This window comes from Arenibaculum pallidiluteum, assembly GCF_017355985.1.
Lineage (GTDB): Bacteria > Pseudomonadota > Alphaproteobacteria > Azospirillales > Azospirillaceae > Arenibaculum > Arenibaculum pallidiluteum.
Window position 1 is genome coordinate 26,436 of the sequence record NZ_JAFIQU010000016.1, and the last position, 16,139, is coordinate 42,574.

General features: G+C 69.2%; 13 protein-coding genes. 8 read left to right on the forward strand and 5 right to left on the reverse strand.

Annotation, left to right across the window (positions count from 1 at the left end):
• Positions 1 to 969, forward strand: coding sequence for a site-specific tyrosine recombinase XerD (locus JUB13_RS24030; protein ID WP_328702998.1), 969 nt, complete (start codon positions 1 to 3; stop codon positions 967 to 969).
• Positions 970 to 1,020: 51 nt separating this feature from the next.
• Here the strand turns inward: JUB13_RS24030 and JUB13_RS24035 are convergent, their stop codons facing one another.
• Positions 1,021 to 3,186: a malate synthase G gene (locus JUB13_RS24035; protein WP_207483485.1), complete on the reverse strand. Its 2,166-nt coding sequence runs from the start codon at positions 3,184 to 3,186 to the stop codon at positions 1,021 to 1,023.
• A 181-nt stretch (positions 3,187 to 3,367) separates the two neighbouring features.
• On the opposite strand from JUB13_RS24035, the gene JUB13_RS24040 reads away from it, so the two are divergent.
• The 5 genes from JUB13_RS24040 (at position 3,368) to JUB13_RS24060 (ending at position 8,243) form a co-directional block, all read left to right on the forward strand.
• Entirely contained in the window at positions 3,368 to 4,297 is a 930-nt protein-coding gene (locus tag JUB13_RS24040) for a LysR family transcriptional regulator (protein ID WP_207483487.1), read from the forward strand.
• Between the two features lie 344 nt (positions 4,298 to 4,641).
• Positions 4,642 to 5,502 (forward strand): phosphonate ABC transporter ATP-binding protein, encoded by an 861-nt coding sequence (phnC, locus tag JUB13_RS24045; RefSeq protein WP_207483489.1) that lies wholly within the window; start codon positions 4,642 to 4,644, stop codon positions 5,500 to 5,502.
• 54 nt (positions 5,503 to 5,556) lie between these two features.
• A complete protein-coding gene (gene phnD, locus JUB13_RS24050) occupies positions 5,557 to 6,561 on the forward strand; it encodes a phosphonate ABC transporter substrate-binding protein (protein WP_207483491.1) in 1,005 nt (334 codons plus the stop codon).
• Positions 6,562 to 6,630: 69 nt separating this feature from the next.
• Positions 6,631 to 7,425 (forward strand): phosphonate ABC transporter, permease protein PhnE, encoded by a 795-nt coding sequence (gene phnE / locus JUB13_RS24055; protein WP_207483493.1) that lies wholly within the window; start codon positions 6,631 to 6,633, stop codon positions 7,423 to 7,425.
• 125 nt (positions 7,426 to 7,550) lie between these two features.
• The gene (locus tag JUB13_RS24060; RefSeq protein ID WP_207483495.1) at positions 7,551 to 8,243 is read left to right on the forward strand and encodes a glutathione S-transferase N-terminal domain-containing protein; all 693 of its coding nucleotides are present in this window, start codon (positions 7,551 to 7,553) and stop codon (positions 8,241 to 8,243) included.
• Positions 8,244 to 8,332: 89 nt separating this feature from the next.
• Here JUB13_RS24060 and JUB13_RS24065 read toward each other — a convergent pair whose 3' ends face one another.
• Together JUB13_RS24065 and JUB13_RS24070 are read right to left on the reverse strand one after the other, a co-directional pair.
• Positions 8,333 to 8,542, reverse strand: a complete 210-nt coding sequence (locus JUB13_RS24065) for a DUF1127 domain-containing protein (RefSeq protein WP_207483497.1) — start codon at positions 8,540 to 8,542, stop codon at positions 8,333 to 8,335.
• Positions 8,543 to 8,746: 204 nt separating this feature from the next.
• Complete coding sequence (locus JUB13_RS24070) at positions 8,747 to 10,039, reverse strand: lysozyme inhibitor LprI family protein (protein ID WP_207483499.1); 1,293 nt, start codon at positions 10,037 to 10,039, stop codon at positions 8,747 to 8,749.
• 330 nt (positions 10,040 to 10,369) lie between these two features.
• On the opposite strand from JUB13_RS24070, the gene JUB13_RS24075 reads away from it, so the two are divergent.
• The gene (locus JUB13_RS24075; RefSeq protein WP_207483501.1) at positions 10,370 to 11,155 is read left to right on the forward strand and encodes a TylF/MycF/NovP-related O-methyltransferase; all 786 of its coding nucleotides are present in this window, start codon (positions 10,370 to 10,372) and stop codon (positions 11,153 to 11,155) included.
• Positions 11,156 to 11,232: 77 nt separating this feature from the next.
• Here the strand turns inward: JUB13_RS24075 and JUB13_RS24080 are convergent, their stop codons facing one another.
• Complete coding sequence (locus JUB13_RS24080) at positions 11,233 to 13,371, reverse strand: methyl-accepting chemotaxis protein (protein ID WP_207483503.1); 2,139 nt, start codon at positions 13,369 to 13,371, stop codon at positions 11,233 to 11,235.
• A 378-nt stretch (positions 13,372 to 13,749) separates the two neighbouring features.
• Positions 13,750 to 14,718: a threonine dehydratase gene (locus JUB13_RS24085; RefSeq protein ID WP_207483712.1), complete on the reverse strand. Its 969-nt coding sequence runs from the start codon at positions 14,716 to 14,718 to the stop codon at positions 13,750 to 13,752.
• A 325-nt stretch (positions 14,719 to 15,043) separates the two neighbouring features.
• Here JUB13_RS24085 and hemH point away from each other — a divergent pair, with 325 nt between their 5' ends.
• Entirely contained in the window at positions 15,044 to 16,120 is a 1,077-nt protein-coding gene (hemH, locus tag JUB13_RS24090; RefSeq protein ID WP_207483505.1) for a ferrochelatase, read from the forward strand.
• The last annotated feature ends 19 nt before the right edge of the window (positions 16,121 to 16,139 follow it).

Consider the following 16,139-nt stretch of genomic DNA (forward strand, 5'->3'; position numbering starts at 1 on the left):
GTGGGAAGGCCGGGACGTCCCCCCAAGCCGAAGCCCGTGGTCGCGCCGCAGGTCGAGGCCTTCCTCGACATGCTGGTGGCAGAGCGGGGCGCGGCCGAGAATACGCGCGAGGCCTACGAGCGGGATCTCGTGGACGCGGCCGCGTTCCTGCGCGGGCGCGGCGTCGCGCTGGAGGCCGCAGGGACCGAGGACCTGCGCGCCTATCTCGCTCGGCTGGCCGCGGATTCCGCGCTCAGGACCGCGGCGCGGCGTCTATCGGCGCTGCGCCAGTTCTTCCGCTTCCTGGTATCCGAGGGCATGCGCGCCGAGGATCCCTCGGCAGCCCTGGACAGCCCCAAGCAGGGCCGCCCGCTGCCGAAGGCCCTGGCCGAGACCGAGGTCGAGGCCTTGCTGGCCGCTGCCCAGCGCCGCGGCGGGCCCGACGGCCTGCGCCTGGTGGCGCTGCTGGAGATCCTCTATGCGACCGGGCTGCGCGTCTCGGAGCTGGTCGGGCTGCCGCTCGCCGGCCTGGCGCGGGACGGCCGCTACCTCGTGGTCCGCGGCAAGGGTGGGAAGGAGCGCATGGTGCCGCTCTCGGACCCCGCGCGCACGGCGCTGGCGGCCTATCTGCCGCTGCGCCCGGCCTTCCTGGTGCCCGGCCGCGTGGAGAAGCAGCAGCGCTACGCCTTCCCGTCCCGCACCTCCGCCGAGGGGCACCTGACACGGCAGCGCTTCGCCCAGCTCCTGAAGGAGCTGTCGGCCGAGGCCGGGCTCGACCCCGGGCGCGTCAGCCCGCACGTGCTCCGCCACGCCTTCGCGACCCACCTGCTGGACCACGGCGCCGACCTGCGCTCGGTCCAGAAGATGCTGGGCCATGCGGACATCGCGACGACGCAGATCTACACCCATGTGGTCGGCGACCGGCTGCGCCAAGTCGTCACCCGGCACCACCCGCTCGCCCGGCCGCGCAAGCCCGAGCCCGCGAAGTAAGGCGGGCGGCGGTCCTGCCGCCACCCGCCGGCCCTACAGGGCCCTCACCCGTCAGGCCCGCAGCGCGGCCTTCAGCTCGCGGCGGCGGCGGTGCAGGATCGGCTCGGTATAGCCGCTGGGCTGCTCGCGGCCCTTGAAGACGAGGTCGCAGGCCGCCTGGAAGGCGATCGAGCGGTCGAAGTCCGGCGCCATGGGCCGGTAGAGCGGGTCGCCGGCGTTCTGCCGGTCGACCACCGCGGCCATGCGCTTCATGGTCTCCATCACCTGCTGCTCCGAGCAGACGCCGTGGCGCAGCCAGTTGGCGATGTGCTGGCTGGAGATCCGCAGCGTCGCGCGGTCCTCCATCAGGCCGACATTGTTGATGTCCGGCACCTTGGAGCAGCCGATGCCCTGGTCGATCCAGCGCACGACGTAGCCGAGGATGCCCTGGGCGTTGTTGTCGAGCTCCTGCTGGATCGCCTCGGCCGACCAGTTGGGCCGGTCCGCCAGAGGGATCGTCAGGATGTCGTCCAGGCTGGCGCGCCTGCGTGCGCGCAGCTCCTCCTGCCGGGCCGCCACGTCCACCTTGTGGTAGTGCAGGGCGTGCAGCGTCGCCGCCGTGGGCGAGGGGACCCAGGCGGTGTTGGCCCCGGCCATGGGATGGCCGATCTTGGCGGCAAGCATCTCGGCCATGCGGTCGGGCATGGCCCACATGCCCTTGCCGATCTGCGCGCGGCCCTTGAGCCCGCTGGCCAGGCCGATGTCGACGTTCTGGTCCTCGTAGGCCTTGATCCAGGCGGCGCCCTTCATGTCGCCCTTGCGGAGCACCGGGCCGGCTTCCATGGCCGTGTGGATCTCGTCGCCGGTGCGGTCCAGGAAGCCGGTGTTGATGAAGCAGACGCGGTCCCGCGCGGCGCGGATGCACTCCTTGAGGTTCACCGTGGTGCGGCGCTCCTCGTCCATGATGCCCATCTTGATGGTGTTCCGCGCGAGGCCCAGCGCATCCTCGACCCGGGCGAACAGGTCGTCGGCGAAAGCGACCTCCTCGGGGCCGTGCATCTTCGGCTTCACGACGTAGAGGGAGCCGGCGCGGCTGTTGCGCCGCGCGCCGTTCAGGTCGTGCAACGCGATCAGCGCCGTGAAGACCGCATCCAGGATGCCCTCGGGCGCCTCGCTGCCGTCCTTCAGCCGGATCGCGTCGATGGTCATCAGGTGGCCGACGTTGCGCACCAGCATCAGGCTGCGCCCGGGCAGCGTCAGCGCGCCGCCGTCCGGCCGCGTGTAGGTGCGGTCGGGATTCAGCCGGCGCTCGAAGGTGCGGCCGCCCTTCTCGACCGGGGCCGACAGGGTGCCCTTCATCAGTCCGAGCCAGTTCCGGTAGACGAGGACCTTGTCCTCGGCATCGACGGCCGCGATGGAATCCTCGCAGTCCATGATCGTGGTCAGCGCCGATTCCATCAGGATGTCCGCGACGCCCGCGGGATCGCCCTTGCCGATGGCATGGCCCCGGTCGATCCTGACCTCCAGGTGGATTCCGTTGTTCACCAGCAGCACCGCGGACGGCGCCGACGCCTCGCCCTGCCACCCCGCCAGCCTGCCGGGATCGCGCAGGCCGGTCTCGCCGTCCTTCGTGGCGACGACGAGGCGCCCGCCGTCGATCCGGTAGCCCGTGGCATCGGCGTGGGAGCCAGTGGCCAGCGGCGCCGCCTCGTCCAGGAAGCCCTTGGCGAAGGCGATCACCTTCGCGCCGCGCCGCGGGTCGTAGCCCTGGACCGGGTCCAGCCCGTCGGAGGGGATCGCGTCCGTGCCGTACAGGGCGTCGTAGAGGCTGCCCCAGCGCGCGTTCGCGGCGTTGAGGGCATAGCGCGCGTTCATCACGGGAACCACGAGCTGCGGCCCGGCCAGGGTCGAGATCTCGGGATCCACATTGGCGGTGCCGGCCGTGAAGTCGGGCCCTTCAGGGACCAGATAGCCGATCTCCTGGAGGAAGGCCTTGTACTCGCCGAGGTCGATGTCCTTCCCCCGGCGCTCCTGGTACCAGGCATCGATCCGCGCCTGCAGCTCGTCGCGCCGGGCCAGCAGCGCCCGGTTGCGCGGCGCGAGATCGTGCAGGATGGCGTCGAGCGATGCCCAGAGCCGTGCGGCCTCGATGCCGGTGCCCGGCAGTGCCTCCGTCTCGATGAAGGCATGAAGCTCCCGGGCGACCTCGATGTCGCCCACGCGGATCATGTCGGCCATAGTCGGTTCTTCCTCCCTTCGGCGGTGGTCGGCGCGGCCCCGGGCATGTGCCCGGCGGGGCGGGTCCGCAGCTTGCGCGCCCGGCATGGCCGGACGCACCCGTCTTTTAGACTTATGCCTTGCGCGCCGCTGTGTGAATGGCCAGGATCGGCGCAGCATCTGTGCGCGAGGTGCAAAGATAATGGACCTGATCGACGGCTTCCGGGCCCTCACCAAGGCGGTGGAGACCGGCAGCTTCTCGGCCGCGGCGCGCGAGCTCGGCGTGCGCGCCTCCTCTGTTTCGCGGCTCGTCGCGGCGCTGGAGGTGGAGTTCGGGACCCAGCTCCTGCGCCGCTCGACCCGCCGCCTCAGCCTGACCGAGGCGGGGCTTGCCTGCCACGAGCGGGCACTGCGCGTCCTGGCCGAGGTCGAGGAGATGCGCGGCGTGCTGGCCGAGCGGCAGACCAGCCCCCAGGGCCTGCTGCGCGTGAACGCCCCGGTCTCCTTCGGGCATCGTCACGTGGCCCCGCACATCCCGGCCTTCCTGCGCCGCTATCCCGATCTGCGCATCGATCTCGACCTGACGGACCACCGGGTCGACCTGGTCGAGGCAGCGGCGGACCTGGCGATCCGCATCGGCGCTCTCGACGAAGCGGGGCTGACGGCGCGGCGCCTCGCGCCCCAGCGCCGGCTGGTCTGCGCGAGCCCGGACTACCTGCGCGAGGCCCCGCCGCTGGATGCGCCCGAGGATCTCGTGCGCCACGAATGCCTGGGCTTCCATCTGCAGCCCACGGATCTCTGGCTCCTGACCGACGGAACCGGACCGCTGCGCGAGATCCGCATCGCGGGACGGATGCGCGCCAACACCTCGGACGCCCTGCTGGAGGCCGCAATCGGCGGCCTCGGCATCGCCCTGCTGCCGACCTGGCTGGTGGCGGAGGCAATCGCGGCGGGGCGGCTGGTCCATCTGCTGCCGGGCTTCGTCGGGCGCTTCAGCCGGCGCGAGCAGGGCATCTACGGCGTCTACATCCCGAACCGCCACCTCTCGCCCAAGGTGCGCCTGTTCCTGGACCATCTGGCACGCGCCTTCGGCCGTCCGCCCTACTGGGAGCGGGGTCGCGATGCCCGGTAGCGCACTGTGGGGCTTCACGGCGTTCTTTTGTCATCTGGCAGCATATGACCGCGGGCCGGCTCGGCTTCGGCGCAGCCTCTGGCCCGCAGGCGAGCTGTCGCGCCAGTCCCGGGCTAGCAAAGCGGACGATGCACCGGCTGCTGCTGCCTCGTTAGGCTGCGCCGACGGCATTTACTAGACCTATTCGCAAGAAGATCCATCAATAATTGGGCGCGACGAACCTGCCTGTGCGTTCGAGATCTTCAGAACCGAAGCTTTGTCACGGATCGGCAAAGAATCGGACACGAAGGAGTCAATGAAACCCTGCACAGTCCGCGCCACCTTCACCGCAGGAGGAGCGCGCGATGGCGGACCGGACGAACGAAGCCGCGATCCGGGTGATGCGCCTCGACAAGACCTTCGGGGACCGCAAGGCCCTGGACCAGGTCAGCATCGAGGTCCGGCCGGGCGAGATGGTCGCGCTGATCGGCGCGTCGGGATCGGGCAAGTCGACGCTGCTGCGCCACGTGGCCGGGCTGACCCGCGGCGACCGCGGCCAGGGCAGGGTCGAAGTGCTCGGCGTCTGTGTCCAGGCCGAGGGGCGCATCGCCGCCGACATCCGGCGCATCCGCCCGCAGATCGGCTTCGTCTTCCAGCAGTTCAACCTGGTGGGCCGGCTGCCGGTGATCACCAACGTGCTGACCGGCGCGCTGGGCCGCATGCCCGCCTGGCGCAGCCTGGCTGGCCGGTTCACGCTTGAGGAGCGCCGGGCCGCAGTGGACGCGCTGTCGCGCGTCGGCATCGCCGAGACCGCCTGGCAGCGCGCCTCCACCCTCTCGGGCGGGCAGCAGCAGCGCGCCGCAATCGCCCGGACGCTGGTCCAGGGCGCCGGGATCATCCTGGCGGACGAGCCCATCGCCTCGCTGGACCCCGAATCCTCGCGTCGGGTGATGGAGATCCTGGCCGCTGCGAATGCCGAGGACGGGACCACGGTCCTCGTGTCGCTCCACCAGGTCGACTATGCCGTGCGCTATTGCCCGCGCACGGTCGCGCTGCGCCAGGGACGCGTCGTCTATGACGGACCCAGCGCCGCGCTGACGCCGCGCTTCCTGCGCGAGCTCTACGGGGCCGAGGCCTCCGCGCTCATCGACGGCGCCGCGCCGCGCCAGGCGCCGGTCAAGCCCCAGATGCCGCTCGGCCCGGACCGCGCCGCCGCGGTGGCCTGAGCGGCGGCCTCACACCGGCTTCAAGCAAGAACCCGTCAAACCCAGGAGGCACCATTGAGGCTTGCATCGACCCTCGCGGCCGTGGCCGTCATCGCGCTTTCGGCGCCCGCACAGGCCCAGCTCAAGGAGCTGAGCTTCGGCATCATCTCGACGGAATCGACCCAGAACCTGAAGCAGGACTGGATGCCCTTCCTCGAGGATATGGAGAAACAGACGGGGCTGAAGGTGAACGCCTTCTTCTCCCCAGATTATGCCGGGATCATCGAGGGCATGCGCTTCAACAAGGTCCAGGCCGCCTGGTACGGCAACAAGGCCGCCATGGAGGCGGTGGACCGCGCGGGCGGGGAGGTCTTCGCGCAGTCCGTCGATATCGACGGCAATCCCGGCTACTGGTCGCACCTGATCGTTCACAAGGACGCCGCCGGCCTGAACTCGGCCGAGGACGTGCTGAAGAAGGCGGGCGAGCTCGCCTTCGGCAACGGCGATCCCAATTCGACCTCGGGCTTCCTGGTGCCGGGCTACTACGTCTTCGCCCAGAACGGCGTCCAGGACCCCAAGAAGATCTTCAAGCGCACCGTCAGCGCCAATCACGAGACCAACGCGCTGGCGGTGGCCAACCGGCAGGTCGACGTCGCCACCAACAACAGCGAGAACCTGACCAAGCTGAAGGAGCGGTTCCCCGACAAGCACGCCCAGCTCAAGGTCGTCTGGACATCGCCCCTGATCCCGTCGGATCCGCTGGTCTGGCGCAAGGACCTGGCCGAGGCCGACAAGAAGAGGATCAAGGACTTCGTCCTCGGCTACGGCGTCGCCACGCCCGGCAAGGCCGAGGCGGAGGTGGCGCGCGAGCGCAAGGTGCTCGCCGGGCTGAAATGGGCGCCGTTCAAGCCATCCACCGACGCGCAGCTGATCCCGATCCGCCAGCTCGAGCTCTTCAAGGAGCGGAGCAAGGTCGAGGCCGCGGCCGACATGCCCGAAGCCGACCGCAAGGCCAGACTGGCGCAGATCGACGCCGATCTCGCCGCGCTGCAGAAGCAGGCGACCGTCGCCGCCAAGTGACCGCGCCGGGGCGGCCGGAAGCCACCGGGGCGGCCGCCCCCTCCCGTTCGTCTTCCGGAAGCTCCGCCAATGACCGTCTCGACGCATGCAGTCCCGCTGTCGCCGCCGCTGCGCAGGTCCGTGCTCCGCCTGATCGGCTGGGGCATCGTGCTCGGCGCGCTGGCGGCGTCATGGAAAGGCGCCGACATGCGGCCCTGGGCGCTGTTCCAGGATGCGGGGAACATGGCGGTCTTCGCCGCCGACTTCTTCCCGCCGGACTTCACGGAATGGCGCTACTACCTCGGCGAGCTGCTGGTCACGCTGCAGATCGCGGCCTGGGGCACGGCGCTCGCGATCGTCGGAGCCATTCCCTTCGGCCTGTTGTCGGCCGAGAACATCGCGCCGGTCTGGGTCCGCCAGCCGGTTCGGCGGCTGATGGATGCCTTTCGCGCCATCAACGAGATGGTCTTCGCCATGCTCTTCGTGGTGGCCGTCGGGCTCGGCCCCTTCGCGGGCGTGCTGGCGCTGTTCCTGCACACCACGGGCATCCTCGCCAAGCTGTTCTCCGAGGCGGTCGAGGCGATCGACCCGCGCCCGGTCGAGGGCATCCGCGCCACCGGCGCAGGCCCGCTGGAGGAGATCGTCTACGGCGTGATCCCACAGGTCCTGCCGCTGTGGATCAGCTACTCGCTATACCGGTTCGAATCCAACGTCCGCTCGGCCACGGTCGTGGGAATGGTCGGCGCGGGCGGCATCGGCGTCGTGCTGTGGGAGATCATCCGCGGCTTCTACTTCGCGCAGACCTCGGCGGTGATGATCATGATCATCGTCACGGTGACCGTGATCGACCTGGTCTCGGCGCGGCTGCGGCGCCTGTTCATATGATGATCCCATCGTATGGCCGGGCCGAATCCGGAGCGGTCCGCCCCGAGATGCCGTGAATGGTCCTGGCGGGCGCATGCGCGGACGGCTCTGATCGGCCATCCGCAACCGAGAGGGACGCGCCGTCCGTGTACGAGCTCTTCATCGCCAACAAGAACTATTCGTCCTGGTCGCTGCGGCCATGGGTGCTGATGCGCGAGCGCGCGATCCCGTTCCGGGAGACGCTGGTGCCCTTCTCGGAAGGGTCGAGCTTCGAGGCGTTCCGACGGTTCTCGCCGACCGGCCGGGTGCCCTGCCTGCGGGACGGGGAGGTGGTGGTCTGGGATTCGCTGGCGATCACCGAATACCTCGCGGAGCGCCACCCGGGTCTATGGCCCGCCGATCCGGTGGCGCGGGCCTGGGCGCGCTGCGCCGCCGCCGAGATGCATTCCGGCTTCGGGGTCCTGCGCGACCGCTGCTCCATGAATGTCGGCCTGCGCATCCGGCTGGCCGAGACGCCGGAGGCGCTGCTGCGCGATGTCAGGCGCATCGGCGAGCTGTGGGAGGAGGGGCTGGCGCGTTTCGGCGGGCCGTTCCTGGCGGGGGCGGAGTTCACGGCCGTGGACGCGTTCTTCGCGCCGGTCGCCTTCCGCGTGCGAACCTACGGGCTCGAGCTTGGCGCCGTGGCCGCCGCCTATGCGGCGCAGCTGCTGGAACTGCCGTCCATGCGCCAGTGGGAGACCGAGGCGCTGGCCGAGCCCTGGCGGGAGCCCGGGCACGAGGACGAGGTCCGGCGGGCGGGCGCCTGGCTGGAGGACCGGCGAAGGCCCGTCCCGGCCTGAGGTGGCGGGGCGAGCCCCAGGGGCGGCCGGCAGCCGGTCGCCCCACCTGAACAACTGGCGACGCCTGGGCGCGCGCCCAGGCGCGTTGCTTACTGCTTGCCGAAGCGGACGGCGTAGGGAATCTGCTCGCGGCTGACGCCGATGTCGCGCAGCTCGCGATCGTTCATCGCGGACAGCTCGTCCTGGGCGTGCCAGATCTCCAGCCGCTCGCGGATGCTCTGGGCGATCCGGGTGAGAAGGCTGGCGCTCTTGCGCTGGGTGCCGGCGCCGACGGCACCGGTGTAAGTCATCGTAGCCATGATGGACCTGTGTTCTCTTATCCGTTCACGCGATACAGATAGGTCTTTTGCTGCATGCGCGAAATGGACGTTGGTGCAAAGCAGCGTTGACGCTGCTGCGATGCAGACGTCAGGAACTGTTGCAAAGCGGGCGCGCTCTTTGTTCGTCGAACAAAGCAATGTCGAAGAGATGCGAATGTCGCGCCGCTCCGCGCTGGGTGCCGCTTACTTGACGTCCAGCCGGTCGAGCCCGTCGCGCTGTTTGGAGACGACATAGCCAGCGACCGGTTCGGTCCCGCCCGCACCGCTCCGGAAAATGCCGACCAGGTAGTCGTCGGATTCGCGCCAGCCGCGGGTGCCCTTGCTGATGCGGACGAGATAAGGGCCGCCCTGGCCGTCGAATCGGAAGATCGGCGAGCCGGTCGCGAAGTCCAGCATATCGGCGTTCGCGGTGCGGCCGAGCGTGGGCAGGCGCGCCATGGGCCCTTCATCCGCATTCCCCGCGAACCCCGAGGGCGCCAGGCCGGGCGGTGGCGTCGGTTCAGCGCCGTCCTGCGCAGCGGCCGCGACGGCCCAGCCCACGGCCTCGCGGCGCAGTGTCGCGCAGGGCTCTCCTGCGCAGAACTCCTCGGTCAGCGCGAGGCGGGACTTGTAATGCACGGTGATGGTGCAACGCGGCTCCCACCCCGCGCGCCCCAAGCGCAGCAGGCGCAGGCTCGCCTCCTCGAGCTGCCCGCGGCCGACCGCCAGCGCCGGCGCCCCCTCGAACTCGCCGAGATAGCCGACCTCGTTGTAGCAGTAGCCCTCCCCGTCCCCCGGGGTCTCGGGCGCTTCCATGGCCTTCCAGGAGCCGGCGGCGTCGCGGATGAACCATTCCATGCGCTGGCAGGAGAGACTGCCGCCGAAGGCCTGCACGACGATCACCGGCGGATCCGTCTCGGCCCTCAGCATGGTCTGCGCGAGGTGGTTCGAGGACCAGTCCTTGAACTCCTCGCTCAGCGGGAGCCGGTTCGCCCATTCCCGGGTCAGCGGCTCCTCGTCGAGGTCGAGATGCAGCGGCCCCCCCGAAAGCGACAGGCCGTGGCTGAGCTCCCCGCCGTACCGGCCTTCCGGAAAGCCGCCGGCGGCACGCGCGGTCTCGGCAAGGACGGCGCAGGCGTCGGCCGGTGGGCGACCGAGGACCTGCAGCCCCGCGATGCGCGCTCGGTATGCCGCGGCAAGGCACGCGGGATTGTCGGTGCCGCTGCCCGTGCAGAGCTTCGCGCGATCCGCGAGCCACCGGCGTTGCGACCGGAGAAGGGGGGCGCCGCGCTCGCCCGCGGCGTCCATCGCGCGGCGATAGGCCTGCGCCATATCCCAATCCAGCGCCGAGAGCTCGGGGCTGCCGCAGATTGCCCGATCGACCGGCGTGGATGCCTTTGCGCAGTCAAAGCTGGGCCCCGTGGCGGCTGTGGCGGAAGCGACCCAGATCGCCGCAGAAAGGGGGGCGAGGCAGGCGGCGAGGCGCATGAGGGACATCATCGCTCCGGAGGGAAAGGTTTGGCGGAGCTTATCATCTGATTGTCCAAGACCCCGTGCATTTGTGTAATACCGAATTGCGCACAGTGTATGCAGCGATGGCGTTTGAGCGAAAAGTCATATTGATAGGTCATTGGTTTAGAAATGCGAGTAGCGGATTAGTGAAATACGATGAATTTCGTAAAAAAGCCCTATTGGGTAGTGCAGATGCATGCTTCGTCGTTTTTGGCGGGCTATGCGATATGTCGGTTGAGCAGGTGAAAGTCCTGTCGGCATCGACTACACAGATCATCATGATTGATATATTGATATCCGGAGGACCAAAGGGACATGACGCTCGATATCAAGGCACAGTTGTCGCAGCGCTTCGATAAGCCCCACTATCGGTTGTTGCGTCAGGTTGGCCTGTTCGAGCCCCTGCAGAGGGCCAATCGCTGGATGTACCGGATCAAGTCCGAGCGGCGTGCCCTCCGCGGCGAAGGCCTGGTCCCCGAGGATCGACTGCGGGACTGCTACGGCGCGGCGCTGCGCCGCCTGCGCGAGCTCTCCGGGGACGAGCCGCTGGGCGACTACCTGGAATTCGGCGTCGCCTTCGGCTCGTCCATGGCGTGCATGCACGAGGCGCTGGTCCGCAGCGGAGAAAAATCGGTCCGCCTCTTCGGCTTCGACAGCTTCGAGGGGCTGCCCCCCGAGGCGGACGAGGAGCGCGAGCACGGCTGGTTCTCGGGCCAGCTCCAGGCGACGCTGCCCTTCGCGCAGAAGCTGCTGACCCGTCGCGGGGTCGACTGGAACCGGACCTTCCTGATCAAGGGATGGTTCAAGGACACGCTGACGCCGGAACTCGTCGCCCGCCACCAGATCAAGCGGGCCGGCGTCATCATGATCGACAGCGACCTCTACTCCTCGGCCTCAGAGGCGCTGGCCTTCTGCGAGCCCCTGATCGGCCGGCATGCGGTGATCCTGTTCGACGAGTGGAATTCCTACAAGCTGGCCGAGCGGAACCTCGGTGAACGGCGTGCCTTCGAAGAGTTCCTCGCGCGCAATCCCGATCTCTCGGCCGAGCCGATGCCGAGCTACTGGCGGTCCTCCGCCGTCTTCCTGCTGACGCGCCGCTGATCGCGCAGCGCACGACCGGGCCGGGCCCCGTCCAGTGACGAGGCCCGGCCTGCGTGAGCGTCCCCCGACGTGGCGCCTCAGGCCGTGCGGATCGAAGCGATGAAGGAATCGACCTCGCGCCGCAGCGCGTCGGCCTCGCTCGACAGCTCGCTCGCGCCGCCGAGCACTTGGCTTGCGGCCGAGCCGGTTTCTGCCGTCGCACGATTCACGTCCGAAATGTTCGAGGACACCACCTGGGTGCTGCGCGCGGCTTGCTGAACATTGGCGGAAATATCCCGCGTCGCCGCCCCCTGCTGCTCCATGGCTGTCGCGATGGTGCCTGCAATCTCGTTCAGCCTTCCGATTGTGCTTTCGATGCCTTCCACGGCCGCCTGGGCCCCGCCGGTGGCCGCCTGGATCTCCGCGACCTTCGCCTGGATATCCTCGGTCGCCTTGGCTGTCTGGTTGGCCAGAGTCTTCACTTCCGACGCCACGACCGCGAAGCCCTTGCCTGCCTCGCCGGCCCGTGCCGCCTCGATGGTCGCATTGAGCGCCAGCAGGTTCGTCTGGCCAGCGATGGTCTGGATCATGTCGACCACCGCTCCGATCTGCCTGGATGCTTCGACCAGCCCCCGAATGGTCTCGGCCGTGCGCCGGGTGTCATGCACCGCCTGCGAAGAAATGTTGCTCGAGTTCGCGATCTGCCGGCCGATCTCCTGAATGGAGGCTGAGAGCTCCTCGGTCGCTGTGGCAACCGTCTGCACATTGGCGCTGGCCTGCTCGGCGGCCGATGCGACAGCCGTAGCCCGACGGCTGGCCTCCTCGGCCGTGCCGGCCATGGAGGAGGCCGTGCTCCGCATTTCGGTGGCGGCGGAAGCGACGGTCTCTGCCACGCCCCTAACCCTGACCTCGAATTCGTCGGCGAGCCGGCTCATGGCGGCCCGACGCTCCGCTTCGGCCTTGTGCTTGGCGGCTTCCTGCTCCGTCCGCAGTTGCTCGGCTTCGACAAGGCCCGTCCTGAAGCTCTCGACCGCATCTGCCAGCGCGCCGATCTCGTCGCCGCGGCCGATCCCCGGGACGGCCACGGCCGTGTCGCCCCCGGCAAGGGCCCGCACGGAATCAGCCAGAGCGCTGAGGGGGCCGGTGACGCGCCTGATCGTGACGACGGCCAATGCAGCAATCAGCATGAGTGCAAAGCCGAGCAGGACGAGCTGGGTGGCAAGGACCTCGAAGGCATCGCTCTTCAGCCCCGCGGTGCGGGTCTCGCTGGCCTCTCCGGCGGCATAGAGCACCTGGAGCAGCGTGCCGAGCTGGGGGGTGGTGGTGTCCACCCACTGGGCCGTGTCGATCGGGTACTTGCCACCCTCGTCGCTGGCCTTCCTCATCTGGTCCGAGAGCTTGCGGAAGGCGTCGAAATACCCGGCCTTTGCACCGCTGACGGCCTGCCTGATCCCGGGATGGGTCGCCGGGTCAAGTGTCAGGTTCTCGAGCTGCTGCCACAACAGGTCGACGCGCGAACGGATTTCGGCATTGGCCACGACGCGATCCGCAGGAATCGGTATTCCTGCCGAGATCGCGGAGGCGATGTTGGAGCGCTCCATGCCGGCGATGTCCCGCATGCGCCAGCCGATCTCCTTGACCGTCGCGAGGCGTGCCAGGACGGGATCGGCCGCGGCGGCATGGTGGAGCGCGACAAACCAGACCTTCAGAGCGGCATTCACCGAAGCGGTGATGGTCGGGATGAATGTCTTGCGGAGGTTCTCGTCGCGCTGCTCGCGCGGCTGCTTCAGCGCCTGATCGGCCTGGGCACGCGCTTTGTTGGCGGTATCGAGTGCCACCTTCAGCTCGCGCATGAGCTCCGGCTGGTTCGGGAATTCACGTGCCTCGAGGACGCGGAGGCCCTGCTCGAAGCTGTCCCGGACGGTGGCCCTGCGTCGTTCGATCTCGCGCAGGACATCGGGTCCGGCCGGTGCGGGGGCTTGAAGACCGTTGTTGGTGGCGAGGCGCTCCATCAGCACCTCGAAGAGCCCCGCGATGAACTTGTTCGCTCCAGTGTCGAATTCCTGGACGGATTCGATGGTTCTATACTGCGACCAAGCGCTCACGCCTTGCCTGACGAGCAGTGCTAGGACCAGCAGTGAAAGCGCGGAAAGCGCGCCGAGCAGCAAGACGCGGATGCTGAATTGCGGGCTTCGGCCCTGGGGACGCGACTGGCTGCTCGCCTGAACGAGGCTCATGGCGGCTCTCCCTGATTTAATGCAAATAGTAACTATTCATATGCGACCTTCCTCCTCCGCCGGAGGTTTGTCATTAGGCGGAATTGCATACTCAGATATGCAAAGGTGTGGACGGCATCCAAGCGTCGACCGCGATGATCCCCGCGGTGCACCGGTCCTGGTCTGGATCGCCGGGCGTCGTGGAGCAGGGTGCCGATGGCCGCCAGCGTCCGAGCGGCCGCCGTCGAACGGCGTGTCCGAAACGCAGGTCATCGTCCGAACCTGATCCGGAGCGCCATGGAGTCGCTCCTTGAATGCGTTTCCGGCGGAGCGCCGCTCAGGCAGGCGCTCCAACGCGTTCGTACGAGCGCTCGTCCGGACCTGCGATGCCGGCGCCGCTCAGGCCGCGCGCTGGCGCCGGCTCCCGCCGCCCAGCACCCTGGCGAGAACCGCCCTGTCGATGTTGCCGCCCGACAGGATCACGGCCACGCGGCGGCCGCGCATGGCCTCGCGCTCCTGCAGCAGGCCCGCGAGCGCCGCGGCGCCGGCACCTTCGGCGGTGTTGTGGGTGTCCTCGTGGAGGATGCGGATCGCGGCGGCGATCTCGGGGTCGGAGACCTGCAGGATCCTGTCCGCGCCGGCGGCGATGGCGGCCACGGCTTCGGGGCAGGGCATGCGGCAGGCGATGCCGTCGGCGAAGGTCCGCGCCGTCTCGGTGGAGACGGGCTGGCCGGCGGCGACGGACAGGGCATAGGCGGGCGCCTCGGTGGAGACAACGCCGACGATTCGGGTGCGCAGCCCCAGCAGGTCGCGGGTGCGGATCAGGCCGCAGATGCCAGACCCCATTCCAATGGCGACATAGACGGTGTCGAGATCCGGCACCGCGCCGAACAGCTCGCGCGCATAGGTCGCGACCCCCGTCACCAGATCCGTGTGGAGCGCGGGCACCATCTCGTAGCCGCGTTCCTGCGCGATCCGCGCCGCCGCGCTCCGCGCCTGATCGAAATCCCTGCCGGCCTCGATCAGCTCGGCCCCGAAGGCACGCATGGCGGCGTTCTTCTCGGCGCTGTTGCCACGTGGCACGCAGATGGCCGCGGGCAGCCCAACCCTCCGCGCGGCGAAGGCGAGGCTCTGCCCGTGGTTGCCGCGCGTCGCGCTGACGATGCCGGGCACCTGCGGCCGCTCCGCCTTCAGCCGCTCCAGATAGACCAATCCGCCGCGCAGCTTGAAGGCGCCGGTGACGCCGTGGTTCTCGTGCTTCACCCAGACATCGCAGCCGGTCCGCGCCGCCAGCAGCGGCCAGGCGATCTGCGGGGTGGGCGGCTGCACCGCGCCGACGATCGTGGCGGCGCGGTTCAGGGCTGGCATGTCGAACACGGGCGCTCCTCCGGTGGAATGGGACGGCCGGGAGCGTGCCTTGGCTGCATTGTGTGGGTCAATCAATGTATTGTATGGCAGACAATGGCGTCCATCTGGAGCGCTGCTGCGCCGGGCGGGGTCGCGGCCGTCTTCGATAGGGCTTGTCTATCGATCGCGATGGGACAATCGCATGGCCCCGAGCGGCGCGTGCCATTATTGTCGCGGTCTGGCGCCGGGAGCTTGCCTGCTGCCGGAATCGCGCCAGTTGAAGGGCGACGCTCCGGCGGCGCGCAGCGCCGCCGGCCCCGATAGCACTGCCTGAAGGTGACCGATCATGACGATGCCCATTCCCGCCGGCCACCCCCCGATCCCCGCGCGCCGCATCGGCGTCCTCCTGATCAACCTCGGCACGCCGGAGGGAACGGACTACTGGCCCATGCGCCGGTACCTCAGGGAGTTCCTGTCCGACCCGCGCGTGATCGAGGTGCCGCGGGCCGTCTGGTGGCCGGTTCTGAACGGCATCATCCTGACGGTCCGCCCCGGCCGGAGCGGCCATGCCTACAAGAGCATCTGGAACGAGGAGCGGAACGAAAGCCCGCTGAAGACCATCACCCGCTCCCAGGCCGAGCGTGTGGCCGGGCTGCTTAGGGACAGGCATGGCGACGCGCTTGTGGTGGACTGGGCCATGCGCTACGGCCAGCCCGCCACAGGGCCCGCGATCGAGCGCCTGAAGGCCCAGGGTTGCGACCGCATCCTGCTGTTTCCGCTCTATCCCCAGTATTCGGCGACCACCACGGCCACGGCCAACGACCAGGCCTTCCGCCATCTCATGAAGATGCGCTGGCAGCCGGCCGTGAGGACGGTGCCGGCCTATCACGACGAGCCCGGCTACATCGAGGCGCTGGCGCGGTCGGTCGAGCGCCACATGGAGACGCTGGATTTCACGCCGGACATCCTGCTGGCGAGCTTCCACGGGCTTCCGCGCGCCTATCTCGACCGCGGCGACCCCTATCACTGCTTCTGCGTGAAGACCGCGCGGCTGCTGGCCGAGCGGCTGGGCTGGGCCGAGGGCCGGGTGCGGCACAGCTTCCAGTCCCGCTTCGGCCGCGCGGAATGGCTGAAGCCCTATACGGACAAGACGGTGGAGGAGCTCGCGCGGCAGGGGCACCGGCGGATCGCGCTGATCGCCCCGGGCTTCGCCGCCGACTGCGTGGAGACGCTGGAGGAGATCCAGTTCCAGGTGAAGGATGCTTTTATGGCGGCCGGGGGCGAGAAATTCACCTACGTGCCCTGCCTGAACGACCAGCCCGACCACATCGCCTTCCTTGCCGCCGTGGTCGAGCGCGAGCTCGGCGGGTGGATCGGCGGCGCGCGGGCCGGGGTCCGGGACGGCGAGGGCATCGCCGCCTGAGCGCCGGCCGCGCCTGCGC